The organism is Alphaproteobacteria bacterium (assembly GCA_018662925.1).
Taxonomy (GTDB): Bacteria; Pseudomonadota; Alphaproteobacteria; order 16-39-46; family JABJFC01; genus JABJFC01.
Genome location: JABJFC010000045.1, coordinates 16,957 through 35,329, shown reverse-complemented (window position 1 = coordinate 35,329; position 18,373 = coordinate 16,957). Strand labels below are relative to the sequence as shown.

20 protein-coding genes are annotated in these 18,373 nt (G+C 45.3%); 12 read left to right on the top strand and 8 right to left on the bottom strand.

Translation table 11 applies throughout. The annotated features are described in order from the left end of the window. Positions 1-25 precede the first annotated feature (25 nt). Both HOL16_03075 and HOL16_03070 read left to right on the top strand, forming a co-directional pair. Complete coding sequence (locus tag HOL16_03075) at positions 26-1,216, top strand: ATP-binding protein (protein MBT5389678.1); 1,191 nt, start codon at positions 26-28, stop codon at positions 1,214-1,216. 130 nt (positions 1,217-1,346) lie between these two features. Continuing rightward, entirely contained in the window at positions 1,347-2,273 is a 927-nt protein-coding gene (locus HOL16_03070) for a DMT family transporter (GenBank protein MBT5389677.1), read from the top strand. 6 nt (positions 2,274-2,279) lie between these two features. Here the strand turns inward: HOL16_03070 and HOL16_03065 are convergent, their stop codons facing one another. Genes HOL16_03065 through mtaB form a run of 3 tightly spaced genes read right to left on the bottom strand, consistent with a single transcriptional unit; the run spans position 2,280 to position 5,957 of the window. After that, entirely contained in the window at positions 2,280-3,758 is a 1,479-nt protein-coding gene (locus tag HOL16_03065) for an AMP nucleosidase (protein ID MBT5389676.1), read from the bottom strand. 13 nt (positions 3,759-3,771) lie between these two features. Then, positions 3,772-4,710 carry a signal recognition particle-docking protein FtsY gene (ftsY, locus tag HOL16_03060; GenBank protein MBT5389675.1) on the bottom strand — a complete coding sequence of 313 codons (939 nt, stop codon included), beginning with the start codon at positions 4,708-4,710 and terminating at the stop codon, positions 3,772-3,774. Then, positions 4,707-5,957, bottom strand: coding sequence for a tRNA (N(6)-L-threonylcarbamoyladenosine(37)-C(2))-methylthiotransferase MtaB (gene mtaB, locus HOL16_03055; protein MBT5389674.1), 1,251 nt, complete (start codon positions 5,955-5,957; stop codon positions 4,707-4,709). Before mtaB ends, ftsY begins: the two co-directional genes overlap by 4 nt. 383 nt (positions 5,958-6,340) lie before the next feature. Between mtaB and HOL16_03050 the strand changes: the two genes are divergently transcribed. Then, a complete protein-coding gene (locus HOL16_03050; GenBank protein MBT5389673.1) occupies positions 6,341-6,550 on the top strand; it encodes a cold-shock protein in 210 nt (69 codons plus the stop codon). Positions 6,551-6,598: 48 nt separating this feature from the next. Here HOL16_03050 and HOL16_03045 read toward each other — a convergent pair whose 3' ends face one another. The 5 genes from HOL16_03045 to rpsF are packed head-to-tail and all read right to left on the bottom strand — an operon-like array spanning position 6,599 to position 10,656. Continuing rightward, positions 6,599-8,104, bottom strand: a complete 1,506-nt coding sequence (locus HOL16_03045) for a replicative DNA helicase (GenBank protein ID MBT5389672.1) — start codon at positions 8,102-8,104, stop codon at positions 6,599-6,601. Between the two features lie 47 nt (positions 8,105-8,151). Then, entirely contained in the window at positions 8,152-8,808 is a 657-nt protein-coding gene (rplI, locus tag HOL16_03040) for a 50S ribosomal protein L9 (GenBank protein ID MBT5389671.1), read from the bottom strand. A 38-nt stretch (positions 8,809-8,846) separates the two neighbouring features. Beyond that, on the bottom strand, positions 8,847-9,761 hold the full coding sequence (locus HOL16_03035) for a DUF2232 domain-containing protein (protein MBT5389670.1): 915 nt from the start codon (positions 9,759-9,761) through the stop codon (positions 8,847-8,849). A 38-nt stretch (positions 9,762-9,799) separates the two neighbouring features. Continuing rightward, on the bottom strand, positions 9,800-10,120 hold the full coding sequence (locus HOL16_03030) for a 30S ribosomal protein S18 (GenBank protein MBT5389669.1): 321 nt from the start codon (positions 10,118-10,120) through the stop codon (positions 9,800-9,802). A 44-nt stretch (positions 10,121-10,164) separates the two neighbouring features. Continuing rightward, positions 10,165-10,656, bottom strand: coding sequence for a 30S ribosomal protein S6 (gene rpsF / locus HOL16_03025; GenBank protein ID MBT5389668.1), 492 nt, complete (start codon positions 10,654-10,656; stop codon positions 10,165-10,167). Positions 10,657-10,922: 266 nt separating this feature from the next. Between rpsF and HOL16_03020 the strand changes: the two genes are divergently transcribed. The 9 genes from HOL16_03020 to efp all read left to right on the top strand — a co-directional run bounded on the left by HOL16_03020 (position 10,923) and on the right by efp (position 18,341). After that, positions 10,923-11,462, top strand: coding sequence for a hypothetical protein (locus HOL16_03020; protein ID MBT5389667.1), 540 nt, complete (start codon positions 10,923-10,925; stop codon positions 11,460-11,462). A 93-nt stretch (positions 11,463-11,555) separates the two neighbouring features. Then, positions 11,556-12,497: an ACP S-malonyltransferase gene (gene fabD, locus HOL16_03015; GenBank protein MBT5389666.1), complete on the top strand. Its 942-nt coding sequence runs from the start codon at positions 11,556-11,558 to the stop codon at positions 12,495-12,497. 18 nt (positions 12,498-12,515) lie between these two features. Further along, positions 12,516-13,253 carry a 3-oxoacyl-[acyl-carrier-protein] reductase gene (gene fabG / locus HOL16_03010; protein MBT5389665.1) on the top strand — a complete coding sequence of 246 codons (738 nt, stop codon included), beginning with the start codon at positions 12,516-12,518 and terminating at the stop codon, positions 13,251-13,253. Between the two features lie 110 nt (positions 13,254-13,363). Further along, entirely contained in the window at positions 13,364-13,600 is a 237-nt protein-coding gene (locus HOL16_03005; GenBank protein ID MBT5389664.1) for an acyl carrier protein, read from the top strand. Positions 13,601-13,719: 119 nt separating this feature from the next. Beyond that, positions 13,720-14,979 (top strand): beta-ketoacyl-ACP synthase II, encoded by a 1,260-nt coding sequence (gene fabF, locus HOL16_03000; protein MBT5389663.1) that lies wholly within the window; start codon positions 13,720-13,722, stop codon positions 14,977-14,979. Positions 14,980-15,000: 21 nt separating this feature from the next. Next, a complete protein-coding gene (gene mltG, locus HOL16_02995) occupies positions 15,001-16,053 on the top strand; it encodes an endolytic transglycosylase MltG (GenBank protein MBT5389662.1) in 1,053 nt (350 codons plus the stop codon). Between the two features lie 35 nt (positions 16,054-16,088). After that, entirely contained in the window at positions 16,089-16,697 is a 609-nt protein-coding gene (gene gmk, locus HOL16_02990) for a guanylate kinase (protein ID MBT5389661.1), read from the top strand. Between the two features lie 137 nt (positions 16,698-16,834). After that, positions 16,835-17,764 carry a class I fructose-bisphosphate aldolase gene (locus HOL16_02985; GenBank protein MBT5389660.1) on the top strand — a complete coding sequence of 310 codons (930 nt, stop codon included), beginning with the start codon at positions 16,835-16,837 and terminating at the stop codon, positions 17,762-17,764. Positions 17,765-17,771: 7 nt separating this feature from the next. After that, positions 17,772-18,341 (top strand): elongation factor P, encoded by a 570-nt coding sequence (efp, locus tag HOL16_02980; protein MBT5389659.1) that lies wholly within the window; start codon positions 17,772-17,774, stop codon positions 18,339-18,341. Positions 18,342-18,373: the final 32 nt, after the last annotated feature.

Genomic DNA, 18,373 nt, shown 5'->3' with positions numbered 1-18,373 from the left:
AAAATACTTTTTTAGGGAAAATTATATGTTTAAACGTTTGGTTTATAAGAAAATTCTAGATAGATTAATTGAGCCCAGGAAGTTCATAACCGTGTTAACTGGTCCAAGGCAAGTTGGTAAAACAACTATTTCGCAACAGTTAATTCAGGATTTATCTCTATCAACGCATTATGCCTCAGCGGATGACCCAACGCTCCAAGATAGCCAGTGGATTGAGCAACAATGGGAAATTGCACGTATTAAGTGTAAAGAACAAACAAACAAAGAAGGGTTGTTAATTCTAGATGAGATTCAAAAGGTTTCAGAGTGGTCAAACACAGTTAAGCATTTGTGGGATGAAGATACGTCTAAAGGGATTTCATTAAAGGTATTGCTTTTAGGATCTTCCCCATTGTTACTTCAACACGGTTTGACAGAGAGTTTAGCGGGTCGTTTTGAAGTTATACCGATCAGTCATTGGTCATTTTTCGAATTGAGAGAAGCATTTGGATGGAATCTGGATCAGTATATATATTTTGGCGGTTATCCTGGTGCAGCCACTCTCATTAATGATGAAGAACGTTGGTCAAATTATATTAAACAGTCTCTGATAGAGACGACTATTTCTCGCGATGTTTTGTTGATGAGCCGCGTTCATAAACCGGCGCTTTTGAGGCGACTTTTTGAGTTGGGGTGTCATTATTCGGGACAAATACTTTCGTATCAGAAGATGTTGGGGCAGTTACAAGATGCAGGCAACACCACAACACTCGCACATTATTTGCAGCTTTTGAGTTTTGCAGGACTCTTAACTGGATTACAAAAATTTTCTAATCGCTCAGTCCAGGGGAGAAGCTCTAGTCCAAAGCTGCAGGTTTTAAATACCGCCCTTATTACGGCGCAGAACACACATACGTTTAAATCAGCAAGGGAAGACCCCAAGTTTTGGGGACGACTCGTTGAATCGGCAATAGGAGCCTATCTTTATAATAGCACCATAGGCTCAAAGATAACACTTACGTACTGGCGGGAGGGTTCTAAGGAAATTGATTTCATTATTAGTTCGGGAAAAAGGATAGTTCCAATCGAGGTAAAGAGTACCTCAAAAAGGACTTCAATTTCAGGACTTAAAACTTTTGAACTCTACTTTCCAACTTATAAAAAATTCTTAGTAGGAGGGCAAGGGATCCCTCTAGAAGCTTTTTTCCTCGAGCCAATTGAAACATGGCTTGAGTGAACTCGTAGCCTCCAACCATTTTGTAATTATATTGCTGGCGTTTAGAAATAAAATCCTATATAAAATTGTTCCCAAAGAGCGGAGTGCTCTGGGGAACTTAAAGCTTTAAAGCATTGTGAGCGGTTGAGTGATGGTAAATTGCATTTTATATGTTTTGTCTGTTCTAGTATGGGGAACCACGTGGTTTGCCATTAAACTACAGGTGACTTCTGAGGTTGCACCTCCTGTTTCCGTTGGGTATCGGTTTTGTCTAGCGGCCATTATTTTGATTCCTCTGTGCCTGCTTTTGAAGAAAAAGATGCAATTTACACTTAAAGAGCATCTCTATATGGGATTCCAAGGAATTATGCAGTTTGGGCTAAGCTTTTACCTTGCTTACTGGGGCACCCAAAATATGAAGAGTGGCTTTGCAGCAGTCGCTTTTTCAACAATTGTAATTATGAACATTTTGAATGGAGCTATATTTTATAGATTACCAGTTAGAGCAAATGTTGTTGTTGGGGCTGTTTTAGGATTTTTGGGCGTTTTAACTATTTTTTGGCCAGACATAAAGACCTTTGATTGTGCTAGTAAGTGTTTTATTGGTTTTGGCTACGTAATGTTCGGTACCTTGATGGCATCCGTTGGGAATATTCTTTCGGCCAGGAATCAAAAGAAAGGAATTCCAGTCTTACAAAACAATGCCTATGGCATGTTATATGCAGGACTTTTTGTGCTGGGACTCTCCCTTATGCGTGGCCATGGGCTTAATTTTGATATGTCTGTGAATTATACAGGGTCCCTGGTTTATCTTTCAGTAATTGGGTCAATAGTGGGATTTGGCTGTTATCTGACGCTTTTGGGACGTATAGGAGCGGATAGAGCAGCCTATGCTATTGTGTTGACTCCTATTGTAGCTCTTACCCTCTCAACCCTTTTGGAAGGGTTTGAATGGAATGATTATACGATTGGTGGATGTATGATTGTTCTTTTTGGAAACGTTTTGGTTCTTTGGCCCAGAAAACTCAAGAGGGTTGCGAGCATCAACACAGAAAAGTCAATTGAGGCTGTCTCTTAGTAACTTCTATCTGAACGGTGGCTCCTCGAATCCTCGGAGCTTACGGGAATGAAGTTTGACACTTCCAGCTTCCCGCATGAGACGAATGGTTTCAAGCCCAATTCGAAGATGTTGTTGTACCCGCTCTTGGTAGAAAGAATTAGCCATACCAGGCAGTTTTAACTCTCCATGAATGGGCTTATCGGAAACGCATAAAAGTGTTCCATAGGGGACTCGGAAGCGGAATCCATTGGCAGCTACGGTGGCTGATTCCATGTCTAAAGCAATAGAGCGAGACTGCTTTAGATACTTAAGGAGCTCGGCTGTTCGGAGCTCCCAGTTGCGATTATCAACCGTGATAACGGTTCCTGTTCGCATTCTAGATTTAAGATCCATTCCCTTTAGACCCGTGATACGTGCAACGGCGTCCTGGAGAGCCACTTGTACTTCTGCAATTGGGGGAACAGGAATCCAGGGAGGCAAGTCATCATCCAAAACGTGATCATCTCGCACGTATCCATGGGCTAACACATAGTCTCCCAAGAACTGGGTGCGTCGGAGGCCAGCACAGTGTCCCACCATGATCCAGCAATGGGGACGGAGGACGGCCAAATGGTCTGTAATGGTCTTTGCATTACTAGGACCGACGCCTATGTTTATAAAAGTAATGCCTTCCTTATCGTCTCTTTCTAGATGATATGTGGGCATTTGTGGGAGGTGTTTACGCGGTGTGCCCGTTGTTTTAAACTTGGAGCCATCATAGGTGGTTATCACATTGCCGGGTTCGACAAGTCTTGTGTACCCATTGTTCTTCTTAAGTTGTTCACGGGCAAACTCAACGAATCCATCAACATATCTTTGATAGTTTGTTAAGAGGATAAAATGTTGGAAATGTTTGGCTGCTGTTCCTGAATAGTGTTGGAGTCTTTGCAGGGAAAAGTCCACTCGCTCTGCAGAGAAGAGTGAAAGAGGCTGGACTTGCTTTGTTGCGCTACTTGAAAAACTATTGGCAATTTCATCATTTATTTCCCTGAGATTGGGAAGTGCGAACTCATGACGCAACATACTTAGTTGTTTGTGTTCTACCGCCTCTGAAGGGATATTCTCAATGAAAGGGAGGGGAATTCGACAGTTGCTCGAACCGACAACCACTGGAACTTTGTGGCGTTTTAAGAGAATGCCAATTTGTTCTTTATAATAGTCTTCAAAGAGATCTGGTCGGGTAAGAGTGGAGCCATAAACACCTGTTTCAGAAATGGATCCAAAAGCATAACTGGCATCATCATGGGTGCTTTCAGGTGTTATGCGGATCCCTAAATAAGGATAAGTCGTATACAAAGTGGCAGAGGGGTCTAAATCCTTTTTTTCCGCTTTATTAATAACGAAGTTTTCAAAGGTTTGGCGAATGATCTCGGAATTACAGTCGTAAATTTGTTTAATGCGCTCAAAAGCGGATTCAGGTGTCGTATGTTGTGTGAGTCCCCATACTTTTCCGTGATGATCCATGATGCTCCAATACTTACTTTAATTTTTCTAATGCCAAAAGGTTGAGGGCAAAATCTTCTGCTTTAAAGGGGCGCAAATCTTCGACTTTTTCCCCGACGCCTAGGGCGAAAATAGGCAGGGAATACTTTTCCGTTAGCCCAACAATAACCCCGCCTTTTGCGGTACCATCTAATTTTGTAATGATCAAGCCATTAATGTCCGTCATGCTTTTAAATGTCTCAATTTGGGAATAGGCATTTTGTCCAATGGTGGCATCCAGAACAAGAAGAGTCATGTGGGGAGCTTTTGGATCGACTTTTTTCAGAACACGTTGGATTTTCTGAAGTTCTGCCATGAGGTTGGCATTGGTATGAAGTCGGCCAGCTGTATCGATGAGGAGGACATCATCACCACGATTTTTGGCGATTTCGAGAGCGTCATAGGCTAAACCGGCCGCGTCTGCTCCCAGTTCCCTTTTTTCAACAGAAATCTTGAGACGGTTTCCCCAGACACTTAGTTGTTCTACGGCGGCTGCTCGGAACGTATCTCCTGCTGCAAAGGAAACTTGTAGGCCTTGTTCTTTTAGTTGAGCCCCCAGTTTCGCTATGGTTGTTGTTTTTCCGCTCCCATTAACGCCGACAACAAGGACAACAAAGGGTTTCTTACTTCTGTCTGGTTGAAGAGTCTGAGCCACGGGAGACAAATATTTCGTAATTTCGTCGGCTAAGAATGTACGGATTTCCTCGGAGGAGGCTTCTTGATTAAACTTTGTCTTTCGAAGCTTATCAATCAGGTTCGTCGAAAGAGTAAGTCCTAGGTCAGTGGAAATAAGCAGTTCTTCAAGCTCTTCTAGGGCGGCATTGTCTAATTTTTTATGGGTGACAATGCGTGTAATGCCTTCTGTTAGCTTTGTGGAGCTTTTTTTGAGGCCAGATTTAAGGCGGTTAAACCAGGATTGTTTGGGAGGATTCATCCCCTGAGAGTTCCTTTCAATATGCCATTTTCAGTTCCATGAATATAGGCTGTTTGAATGCTTCCGGGAAGTGTTTTCTCATCCAGAATAACCGAAGCATATTGTTCGGAGCGACCTTTGTTTTCTGACTCAATGAGAATAGAGATTTCTTGTCCAACTAAGGTTTTCAAGTAATCTTGAAGGGTTTGTTGGCCGAGTTGTCTAAGGGTAGTAGCTCGCTTCTTACGGGTTTCTTTAGGAACTGCTGGCATGCGAGCGGCGGGCGTGCCAGGCCGTTCGGAGTAGGGAAATACATGGAGATGGATCAACCTTTGTTTCTCGACAAGGGCGCGGGTGTTTTCAAACATTTTGTCTGATTCAGTTGGAAAGCCAGCGATAATATCGGCTCCAAATACTGCATCTGACCTTAGAGAGCGGATTTTATCACAGCAGGCTATGATATCCTCTCGTACGTGCCGTCTTTTCATGCGTTTTAAGATCATGGTGTCGCCTGATTGGAGACTGAGGTGAAAGTGGGGCATGAGCCTTGACTCATTCTCAATGAGTTTATAGAGATCCTCATCAATCTCGACTGGATCAAGAGAAGAGAGCCTTAATCTTTTGAGATCGGGGACTTGTACAAAAAGTCGTCGAATCATCTGTCCCAGGGTGGGTTGGCCAGGAAGATCTGCACCATAGGCCGTAATGTCGACACCCGTTAGGACAATTTCATTGTATCCATTCTGGACCAATTCTTTTGTTTGCTGGGTGATGGCACCGATGGGCTGACTTCGACTGTTACCTCGGCCAAAAGGAATGGTGCAAAAAGTGCAGCGATGATCACAGCCGTTTTGGATTTGAACAAACGCCCGAGCCTTCCCTTCAAATCCAGACACCATGTGAGAGGCAGTTTCTTTGACCGACATAATATCGTTTACCATGATTTTCTCATGAGGATGAGCTGTAAAGCTGTTTGCTTTGAGCTTCTCATCGTTCCCAATTACCCGGTCCACTTCTGCCATACTCGCATAGAGTTCAGGGTTAATTTGGGCGGCACAGCCCGTGACGATGATTTCTGTATCGGGTTGTTCTCTTCTGATTTTGCGAATAGCTTGGCGAGCTTGGCGCTCAGCTTCTTGAGTGACCGCACATGTGTTAAAGATGACAGCATTCCTTAACCCGGCTTCCTTTGAAAGGCGGCGCATAACTTCCGATTCATATGTATTCAGTCGGCAACCAAAGGTTACAATATCTATGGCTTCTTTCATAAACGGTTCCGTGTTTTTTTGCTTCCTTACTCAGGAAACTTTGTAGGTAGTTATATCAATATGAGACAGATCTTCAATCATTCTTTTGTTGGTGGAAGACAAAAATAGCAAGGTCCATTCATATTTAGTCAGAGGTAGTAGCAGCTGAATGGTGGATTGTTCTTGCTTATTTTCAGAATAAGGATGTAGAATGTACCTGAGTTTGATGCGACTATAGAGCGTGTCGAGGATTCTGTGGCAATATCACTGGCGGGTCTGTTCTCGTTGTGTTGTTTTGCTTTCCGGGGCCTTGGCAGTTTGGTTTTGGGGTATTAAAACTCAAGGTTTTCCCAAGGATCTTGGGAGTTTTTATTGACTACACGTAAAGTGAGAGAGTATATTTTATGACGACAGGTACAGTAAAGTGGTTTAACGCCACAAAAGGATACGGTTTTATTGCTCCAGATAACGGAAACAATGATGTATTCGTTCATATTAGTGAAGTTGAAAAGGCAGGATTGTCTCAACTGAATGATGGACAGAAAGTAAGTTTTGAGATTGCTGACAATAATGGCAAGCAAGCTGCTGCTAACATTACTCTAGCGGACGCGTAAGACACTCAATCTTTCCGACAATAAGACATCATCTTTCCGACAAGTAGTCTACTTAGTTGTCGGGAGATGATTTTGAGTGACTAAATCACTGAATTTAGTAAAGCGGCTATCATTGAAGAGTTTTATGGTGCCGATGGGGCCGTGACGTTGCTTTGCAATGATGACGTCGGCTTGGTTGTATATTCTTTCCATGTTCTGTTGCCATTCAAGGTGCTTTTCAGTGCCTTCTTTTGGCTTTTTCCGAGATTCATAGTACTCTTCCCGATAGATGAACATAACCACATCTGCATCCTGCTCAATAGAGCCAGATTCCCTTAGATCTGCAAGTTGAGGTCGTTTATCGTCCCTTTGTTCAACGGCACGCGAAAGTTGGGATAAGGCTAAGATAGGCACATGGAGCTCTTTAGCCAGGGCTTTGAGACAACGGGTAATCTCAGATATTTCCTGAACGCGTCCATCTTGACGCCGTCCATTCCCAATGGGTGGGTTGAGGAGCTGTAGATAGTCAACAACAATAAGTCCTAGCCCTTCTTTACGCAAAAGGCGGCGGGCCCTTGTTCGGAGAGCACTGACCGTAAGGGCGGGTGTGTCGTCAATGAATAAGGGAAGAGAAGACAAGGTGCGACTTACTTTAACAAACTTAGGAAAGTCGTCCTTCCTAATTTCACCTCGGCGGATCTTATCTGATGTAACCTCGGCTTCTTGGGAGAGAAGACGCGTGGCTAATTGTTCAGCTGACATTTCTAGGGAAAAGAAGGCAACCTTTGCGCCATTGCTTGACTTTTCAAGCATGGCTTTTGCCGCATTGAAGGCGATGTTTGTGGCGAGGGCCGTTTTACCCATAGAGGGTCGGCCCGCTAAAATGAGCAAGTCAGAGGGATGAAGGCCACCTAACCAGCTATCCAGATCTTTTAAACCAGTAGTTGTACCCACCACTGTACTATCAGAGTTATATGCGATTTGCGCTGTTTCAATGGCATCGGTTAAAGCTTGAGAAAAGGGCTGAAACCCACGGTCTAATTGTCCCGTTGTTGCCAGATCAAATAGATGCTGCTCGGATTTTTCAATAAGATTATTGGCAGAAGCTTCTAAGTTGTGCTCATGGGCCTCTAGAATAACTTCTTCTCCGAAAGTGATAAGTTCCCGGCGTAGATATAAGTCGTGAATCAGCTTGCCATAATCCTGAACATTAACAATGGAAATGACCGATTCTAAAAGCTTTACCAAATATTCCCATCCACCAACTTCTTCCAGTTCTCCGTCCTGATTGAAGTGGTCTTTCAGTGTAATAGGATCGGCAACCTGACCTCTTTCGATCAGACGACCGATAGCACCATAAATTCGACCGTGAACTGGATCTGCAAAATGATCGGGAATAAGGAACTCAGAAACCTTTTCGAAACTACCATTATTATGCAGGAGCGCGCCAAGCAGAGCTTGCTCAGCTTCGTAGTTTCGGGGAGGAAGGCGGTAGTCGTCCTTTACTTCAGGCGTAGGCTGGACAGCAACAACCTGTTTGGTCGCCTCAGTTTTTTGAGCAGCTATTTGTGCCATCTACCTACATTCCCGTATTGAAGGGGCTCACACAAGAGAGCCTTTCGTTAAACTTCTTCAGAGCCACCCGTTTCTTCTATAGCAATGACTTTTCCCTCAAACTGGTCAGACGATTCTTCCTGAGAAGCTTCTGTCTCACCTTCTTTAGCAGATTTCACTTCTTCTTTTTTCTGGGATGCCTTCGTCTTTTTCTCGGCTTTAGATTTTACATCCTTTTCTTCAGTAGCAGCATCTTCCTTGAGTTGCTTTTCGGCTTCTTCAACTGAGAGAGCTACATTTACTGTCAATTCTAGGGAAACCTCTGGATGCAAAATGATTTTGACTGGATGAAGGCCCAGTTCTTTAATGGGTTTTGAAAGTTCAACCTGCGAACGGGCTATTGCACATCTTTCTTTGGTAAGATTTTCGGCAATGTCTTTGGTGCTAACAGATCCGTATAGGTGACCATTTTCACCTGCTTGTCGGATCATGGTGAGGACATAATCTTTCAATTTCTTGGCAACGTCTTCTGCTTCCTTCTTGAGCTTTAGATTAGTAGCTTCCAGTTGGGTTTTCTTTTCGGAAAACACGACAATGTTTTCCTGGGTCGCCCTTAAGGCCTTCCCTTTAGGAATTAAGAAGTTCCGCGCATAACCGTCTTTAACGGCAACGGTATCTCCCATTTGTCCCAATTTCTCAATACGCTCTAATAGTATAACTTGCATTTGGTTACTCCTGCCAGTTTAGTAAGTTGTTCAAACAATTAAGTTCTCTTCGCGTCAATATGTTGACGGAAATCCATTAGGTGGTCCAATATCCCCATAAAAGCAACGAGAATGATAGGCCACCCTAACAAAAACATCAAAAGGTAAAATCCTATAAGGACTATCACATTTAGCTTCCACTTTTGGCACAAGGAGTGGAGAACAGCAAGCCCTATGAAGAAAAAAGCTTGCAAGCTGATCAGAATACCATTTTTTCCGACATACCCAATATGTCCACCCATAAATGCTAAGAGCACTGATCCCAGGAGAATCCATATCATCCATGGGGGTAGATATAGAGTTGTTATACTTGGGCTGGGGCGTAAGTTTTTGCCAAAACGCGAGAGGATTGACTGGGCAAGAAGGGTGTTGATGATTGACATCCAAAGCCATGACACGATGACAAGGCCGGGTATGAAAGCGATTAAAAGCGAGATAGTTCCTTCCGGAAGGGGTGTTGGAATGAGCGCGGTGGTCTTTTCAACGATGCTTGCGATATAGGTCTCGAGGCCAGTTGCTAGGGTTGCAAACCATAAGTCAGCACCGATAAGCAACAGGTTTCCTATTAGGATGAGAGCGGTTAGGGTCGATCCAATTGTGGGCCAGCCCAGTTTTCCAGAAGAATCTTTTTGCTGCGTCAGAAAGCCTTTTACAATCAAGAAGACAGGAAGTATCTGGAAGGTAATGTATAAAACTGATTCGGGGATGCCAAAAACAAAGAGAGAACCTAAAAAGGCAACCAGACAGGCTATGATCCCTTCTCTTGGGCCCAGGCTAAGTCCAACTAAATAGAGGGGGAGCTGGGCAAAATACATGAAAAGTATGATGTAGGGAGCCCCTAACGCGAGGCTCAAAAGCCCCCCTCCAGCGGCAATAACTAGATTTTGAGTTGGGGCTGTCGTCTTATTGGCCATGTGAGTTTCCCTTTCAGGCATGGAAAGGGAACACGGAACTATTGTGCCACGTAGGGCAAAAGGGCCAAGTAGCGCGCTCTCTTGATAGCATTGGAGAGCTCACGCTGCTTTTTTACTGAAACAGCGGTGATTCGACTTGGTATAATTTTTCCACGTTCTGAAATGTATCGGTACAGAAGCCGGGTGTTTTTATAGTCAATTGTCGGAGCTTTAGGTCCAGAAAAGGGGCAAGACTTTTGACGACGGAAAAAGGGGCGTCGTACTCCTGCGCGTGCAGCGGTAAATTGTGCTGGTACGTTTTCAATAGAAATTTGCGGCCTTTCAACTCTTGTCCTGGGACCGCTTGGGGTTCTCTTCATAGCTATTTCCTTAGGTGTCTTTACAAACTAAATTAAATTTTCAATTATTGGTCATCATCGTTGGATGTGGCTTTTGAAGAGGGTTCTTCAGTTGGCTTATCTCCAGCGTCTTCTTTTCCAGAAAATCTGTTATCGTCGCCTTTCGCGTCCGAGTGACGGCTTTCTCTATTGGAATCAAACGACCGTTCCCGATTGAAAGATCCTTCTTCATGAGAGCGTTCTCGCATCATGATAGAGGGTTCATCGTCTAGTTTGTCAACTTTGATGCTAAGGTATCTAAGAACATCTTCATTCAACCGCATGACACGCTCCATTTCCACGAGAGCGGCTGAAGGGGTATCAATATTGAAAAAGTGATAATGCCCTTTGCGATTTTTTTTGATGCGATAGGCTAATTGTTTTAGCCCCCAATATTCGGTTTTTTTGACAGTCCCACCATTCTCGGTCAGGATGTCCACGAATTTCTTTTCAAGAGTCTCGGTCTGACTTTTTGTCAGATCTTGACGTGTAATAAGTACGTGCTCATAGAGAGCCATTATAAAGTACTCCTTTCGGCTAATTGACATAAAAGCTTTTCAGCTTGTCTAGCCGGGTCACCCCGGCAAGGAGACATGAACCACTCATGCATATGTAAAGATTTGCAAGATTTATTGCACGAACACCAGAGTAAATCAAGCAGTAATTCGCAGAAAAGTTCGTTTTTGGGGTTTTTTTCGAAGGGGGATACAGGGGAAGATCTAATACCTTCATTCTACAGCATGAACTTTCAGGAGACTAGAAGTGGGCGGGGAGATGAAGTAGAATGGAATCAAGAACGAGCAGAAACAATGAGGCGAAGGTTCTAATGAGTGGTATTAACAGGGTTTTTTTGAGCAGTTTGGTAATGAGTTTGATTGCTTTCAGTGGCAAGGCCGATTTGGCGGATAATTATAGTGAATGGACTGAAGATGTAAGCAGCTGTATGAAGGATGTCTCAAAAATTGAAGAATGTCTTAAGGGTCATGTACATTCTTTGGTTCGAGGTCTGACGATTTCAGGGGGCAGAGCTCCAAAAAGATTAAATGGAACCTCACGTTGGTCTCACAGGGTGAAGTCTTGCTACAATGAGGACACTAAATCGGGGCAGGGGAAAATTCGAAGCTGTTTGATGGATAAGATGCATTTTTTAGCTAATCATTTGTTTACAAAAGGGCCAGGTCTTATGCCCATGGATATTAGAATAGAAAGGCCTAAAAATCTTGTTAATCAACTCCAGCGCTGGATAGCCCACGAGTCCCAGATGCACAAGGAAAGCCCTTCCTACAAGCCTTCGCGAAAAGCAGAACCCGCTCCTAACGAATAGTCTTTCTAGGTCGTTATAGGCTTCTTTACTTGACACTTCTTTAAAATACGCTATCACATAAGGCGATATTTTATAGTTGATGAGAGTTTTACAATGTCACAAGCTTTTTTGTTTCCTGGACAAGGTTCTCAGGCCGTTGGGATGGGAAAAGATGTCTATGAAGCTTTTTCCGTTGCACGGGACGTGTTCCAAGAAGTAGATGATGCCCTCCACCAAAACTTGAGCAAGCTTATTTTTGAAGGGCCCGGAGAGACTCTGACCCTGACAGAAAATGCGCAGCCGGCTTTGATGGCCGTCAGTTTGGCCATCTTAAGGGTTTTGGAGAAAGAAGGCGGCTTGAACCTTCAAGAGAAAGCCTCTTACGTGGCAGGACACTCTTTAGGGGAATATTCAGCCTTGGCTGCGGCCAAAAGTTTTACCATTGCTGATACGGCTCGTTTGTTGCGGGCACGTGGAAAGGCCATGCAAGAGGCCGTTCCCGTTGGACAGGGTGCCATGGCTGCCGTGCTTGGGCTAGATCTTTCCGATGTGACTGATATCTCCAAGGACGTGGCCCAGGAAGAGGTCTGTGTCTTGGCCAATGACAACTGTCCTGGTCAAACGGTGCTTAGTGGACATAAGGATGCCATTGATCGCGCCATTAAAGCTGCAACCGGTCGGGGCAGCAAGCGCAGCCTTTTGTTGCCAGTTAGTGCGCCCTTTCATTGCCCTTTGATGGCGCCAGCGGCCCAAGCTATGGAACAGGAATTTAAAACCGTTACATGTGTCGATCCAGTTGTGCCCTTGATCAGCAATGTTACGGCGGCGGATGTTCAAAAAGCGGATCAGATTCCCAGCCTTCTCGTGGAGCAAATCACCCACATGGTTCGGTGGCGGGAAAGTGTCTTGAAGATGGCAGAGCTGGGCGTAGATACGGTCATTGAAGTAGGCTCAGGGAATGTCTTAACAGGGCTCAACAAACGGATTTGTCCCGACATGAATAGAATTACTATTAATTCAGTTGAACAAATAGAATCGTTTCTGAAGTCGGCGTAATTATTAAGGAGAAGAAGTATGTTTCGGTTAGAAAATAAGAAAGCTCTCGTGACGGGGGCCTCAGGCGCCATTGGACGCGCTATTGCAACAGCCCTTCATGAACAGGGTGCCCATGTGACTCTGTCTGGGACTCGAAAAGAGGCTCTTGAGTCCTTGGCCAATGAGTTGAAAGAGCGTGTAAACATTGTCACCTGTAATCTTTCCGATTCTGAGTCAACTGAGGCTTTGATCCCCAGTGCTGAAAAAGCCATGGGAGGCCTTGACGTTTTGGTCAATAATGCTGGTCTTACAAGAGATGGCCTCATGATGCGCATGAAAGATGAAGACTGGGAAACGGTTTTGAATGTGAATTTGACGGCAGCTTTTCGCCTTTCGCGTGCCTGTCTCCGATCGATGATGAAAAATCGATTTGGGCGTATTATAGGCATTACTTCTGTGGTGGGGGTGACTGGAAATCCTGGCCAATCCAACTATGCGGCAACAAAAGCGGGCATGATTGGCATGACCAAAGCTTTAGCATCAGAAGTTGCAAGTCGTGGTATAACGGTGAACTGTATTGCGCCGGGCTTCATTGAGTCTCCGATGACGAGTGTTTTGTCTGATGGTCAAAAAGAAGGAATCTTGGCGTCTATCCCCATGGGGCGCATTGGAGACCCTAAAGATATAGCTACTGCGGCAACCTTTTTGGCCAGCGATGAAGCAAAGTATGTTACAGGTCAAACTCTACATGTTAATGGCGGGATGGCCATGATCTAATAGGAGGCCCTTTTTTAGAAAAGTTACCATAAAACTCTTTACAAAGAAGTTTTGCCAGGCCATAAGAATGTAATGAAAATTATTATATTACCGAATAGAAGGAATACTCTATGACTGATATAGCGGATCGCGTTAAAAAGATTGTTGTTGAACACCTTGGTGTTGAAGAATCAAAGGTTACAACCAATGCAAGCTTTGTGGACGATCTAGGTGCAGATAGCCTTGATACTGTAGAACTTGTAATGGCTTTTGAAGAAGAGTTTGGTTGTGAGATTCCAGATGAAGCTGCAGAGAAAATTCTGACGGTTCAAGACGCCATCGGCTATATTGAAAAGCAAGCTGCCTAGCGTGCAATTAGCGTTTTGCGCTTGTTTGTCCAAAGCTCTATTTTTAAGAGACTCTCTTAAGGGCTCGGCTCCTAAGAGATTTTGGTGTTCTTGCGTAAACCATTAAGAGGACTTTGAAAATGCGACGTGTTGTTGTGACCGGTCTTGGAATGGTGAGTCCCCTGGGATGTGGGGTTCAGCATGTGTGGGATCGTATTCTCAAAGGTGAGTCCGGAATCAAAGAGATAGAGTCATTTGATGTCTCTGATCTAAAGACAAGGATCGCGGGCCAAGTTCCCCGAGGAGATGCTCCTGGAAATCTGAATGCTGATAGCCATGTTCCCCCTAAAGAACAGCGAAAAATCTGTGACTTTATTCTTTATGCATTGATGGCGGCAAAAGAGGCTGTAGAAGATGCTGGGTGGAATCCCCAGGATGAAGAATCCCAAGATCGAACAGGTGTTGTTATTGGCTCAGGTATCGGAGGCTTGCCAGGCATATATGACAATTCGGTGGCCCTGAATACCCAAGGTCCTCGGCGTGTGAGCCCTTTCTTTATTCCCTCCACTCTTGTTAATTTAGCTGCTGGTCACGTGTCTATTCGTCACGGCTTTAGAGGGCCGAACAATGCCACCGTAACGGCATGTGCCGCTGGGAGTCACGCGATTGGAGATGCCAGTCGCCTGATTCAATTTGGCGATGCAGATGTTATGATCGCTGGTGGGGCCGAGGCAGCCGTTTGTCGGATTGGGATTTCAGGTTTTGCCAGTGCGCGTGCTCTATCAACACAGTATAACGATACCCCCCAAGAAGCTTCCCGTCCTTGGGATCAAGGTCGCGATGGATTTGTTATGGGCGAGGGAGCCGGTATTCTTGTGTTGGAAGAGCTTGAACATGCCAAAGCACGTGGCGCTAAGATTTATGCCGAAATCCTAGGATATGGTCTTTCAGGTGATGCCCATCATATAACGGCACCCGCAGAAGATGGCTCAGGGGCTTATCGTGCAATGCAAGGAGCCTTAAGGACCGCCAATCTTTCTCCTGATGCTATAGACTATATTAACGCCCATGGAACATCGACCCCCTTGGGAGATGCTGTTGAAGTGCGCGCCGTAAAGAGACTGTTTGGGGATAAGCCGAAGGCTGCCATGTCCTCTACGAAATCGGCCATAGGTCATCTCTTAGGGGCTGCAGGGGGAGTAGAAGCAATCTTTACAACAAAGGCCCTAAATTCAGGGATTATGCCACCGACACTGAATTTGCATGAACAGTTAGAAGAGGCTGAAGGTCTCGATCTTGTCCCAAATAAAGCAAAAGAAAAGCCCATGAAGGTAGTAATGTCCAACTCATTTGGGTTTGGAGGAACAAATGCTTCACTTATTTTCGGTACCCATTCTTAAGCCACTTGGAGCCCCTATTACATGCGCGGGATAGTAATTCTTCTCGGCGTTATAACGTTCTTACTCTTAGGAGTCGGGGGCGTTTGGTATGGGCTTGTGCGCGAGGGGCCTTCAGAACGTCCTATGACGGTCTTGATTGAAAAAGGCTCTAGCATTCGGAGTGTGGCCAAGCAGTTACGCAAGGAAGACGTGATTAGACGGGCTTTTATTTTCAAGGCCATGGCACGCCTCTTGGGATATAATTTAAAGGCGGGCGAATATACATTTCCCGCCCATGTCACCCTTCGGCAGATTCTTAACTTGATGGATGATGGAAAGATATCCTATCGGACATTGACCATTCCAGAAGGCCTTAGCAGCTATCACGTTATTGATCTTGTCACAAAGGCAGTGGGCCTGAATGGTGACGTGGCCCAAATGCCAAAAGAAGGGGCTCTTTTACCAGATACTTATTATTATTCCCACGGAGATGCGCGTGAAACTTTGATCCATCGGATGGAAGAAGCTATGGAGCGGATCTTGTCCACTTTGTGGGCAGCGAGAAAAGAAAATCTTCCCCTAAAATCGCCCGAAGAAGTGTTAATATTGGCTTCTATTGTCGAATTGGAAACACCTCAAGATGCTGAAAGGGCACGTGTCGCTGCTGTCTTTCTGAACCGGCTGAGTCGCGGGATGCCCTTGCAAGCCGATCCGACGGTCGTATATCAGTTAACACAAGGTAAGCATCCGTTGGATCGTCTCTTGACGGAAAAGGACTTACAGGTTGCTGGTCCCTACAATACATACAAGAATAAGGGATTGCCACCGACGCCTATTTCGAACCCCGGCTATGCTTCCATTGAGGCTGTTACCCAACCCATGGAGACAAAAGAGCTCTATTTTGTGGCAAACGGGCGTGGGGGGCATGTTTTTGCTCAGACATTGAATGAGCATAAAAATAACCGATTTCAGGTAAAGAAGTGGAAAAATCGACAAGCGTTGCGCCAACAGGAAACGGCCAAAGCACAAAAAATAAAGCAAGAGCGTGACCAAGCACAGCCGGACCAACCTCAAAGAATGGAAGGACAACAGTGAGTCATTCCTATCAAGGCGATATCCCGAGACGGGGAATGATGCTGGTATTGGCGTCTCCATCTGGAGCGGGAAAGAGCTCTATTTCTAAGAAGTTATTGGAATCAGAAAAGCGCCTCGTTTTGTCTGTGTCGGCAACTACCCGCGAAAGGCGTCCGGGAGAAACAGTTGGGGTCGACTATCATTTTTCCACATTAGAAGAGTTCAACCATATGATTGCCGATGGGGCTTTCCTAGAATACGCCAAAGTATTTGGCCACTATTATGGAACACCCAAGGCTCTCGTGGATGAGTCCCTAGAGAAAGGAATCGATGTTCTTTTTGATATTGATTGGCAGGGGACACAGCAAATTGCCCAGCAATCTCGAGGGGATCTGGTTTCTGTCTTTGTGTTGCCGCCATCTACAGGCGAGCTGGAGGTGCGCCTTAAGAATCGTGCCCAAGATTCCGATGAAGTGGTTGCTCAGCGCATGGCCCAAGCTTCGGACGAGATGAGCCACTGGGCGGAATATGACTATGTCATCGTTAACAATGACCTGAATGCGAGTGTAGAAGAGGTGCGGGCCATCCTTCATGCCGAGCGTTTAAAGAGGACGCGCCAGAGAGGGCTTGCAAGCTTTGTCAAAGCGTTAAGATCTGGGCAATAGGTTTGTAAATCTGCATATGCTTTTAATCGGTCATTACAAAAACACTTGGCGTTCATGTCTGTTTCACCTTTTCATTGCAAAAAGGACGCAAGACCTCTATTAAGGAAGGGGCACGCGTCTATCAAAAGGGACAGATGATGACATTCATGACAGAAACAACAAAAAAAATCCTGACTCACTATGAAAGTGACTGTCCCGGAACTAAATCAAATTTAGCACGCATCCTATCCCATGGGCATTTAGGGGGAACGGGCAAGCTGATTATTTATCCTGTGGATCAGGGGTTTGAACATGGCCCCGGCCGCAGTTTTTCCATGAATGAAGGGTCCTATGATCCACACTATCATTTTCAATTGGCAATCGATGGGGGATTGTCTGCATTTGCGGCTCCGCTTGGGCTGTTAGAAGCAGGTGCGTCGACTTTTGCAGGAGAGATTCCGCTTATTCTTAAGGTGAACAGTGGCAATAGCTTGGTCCCCGGAAACGAAGCCTCAGATCAAGCCATTACAGGAACCGTTGAGGATGCTTTGCGATTGGGTTGCTCAGCTATTGGGTTTACCATTTATCCGGGCGTTGACCAGACATATGAGTTGTATGAAGAGATTCAGGCATTGGCGCAAGAGGCCAAAGCGTGTGGTTTGGCTGTCATCATTTGGTCTTACCCGAGGGGGCATATGTCTAAGGCAGGAGAAACGGGCTTAGATACCGTTGCCTATGGGGCTCATATGGCTGCTTTGCTGGGTGCCCATATCATTAAGGTCAAACTGCCATCGGAACACATTGAAAGTGAGGCGGCGCGTTTTGCTTACGAGGAAAATGTGGCGGCTGGGGCTCTCCGGGATCGCGTGGCCCATGTGGTGAAAAGTTGTTTTGATGGCCGCCGTTTGGTGATCTTTTCTGGAGGGGAAGCCAAGGATGAAGAAGCCGTCTTTGATGATGCTCGTGCCATTCGAGATGGAGGGGGATCCGGATCAATTATTGGGCGTAACTGTTTTCAAAGGCCCCGGGACGAAACTCTGGCATTGCTGAAGGGCATGGTTCGCATATACAAAGGAAAGGACGCGTAATAAACCTATGAAAATTAATGGAAATGCCATTCGGCCGGGAAACGTCATTGAGCATAAGAAACGCTTATGGGTTGCCGTAAAAACCCAGCATACTCAGCCTGGAAAAGGCGGTGCTTATCTTCAGGTGGAGCTCAAGGACATTCGGGATGGCACAAAGCTCAACGAACGATTTCGTTCCAGTGGGTCTGTTGAGCGGGTGCGGTTGGATGAACGGGAACACCAGTATCTATTTGACGATGGAGAGATCTATACGTTCATGAATACTGAGAATTATGATCAGGTAACCTTACCGGCATCCATGGTGGGCGATCAGTCTGCGGCGTTTTTGCAAGAAGGGATGATGGTATCCATCATAAGCCACGAAGGTGAAACCATAGGCATGCAATTACCTGATACCGTGGCCATGAATATTGTCGAGGCTGACGCGGTTGTAAAAGGGCAAACGGCCTCATCATCTTATAAGCCTGCCAAGTTAGAGAATGGCGTTCGTGTATTGGTGCCCCCTCACATTGAAGCAGGCACTAAAATTGTCGTTAATACGGCTGATGCAACTTATGTTGAGAGGGCAAAGGACTAGGAATGGTAACTCGTACTTCAGATAGTCGTCAT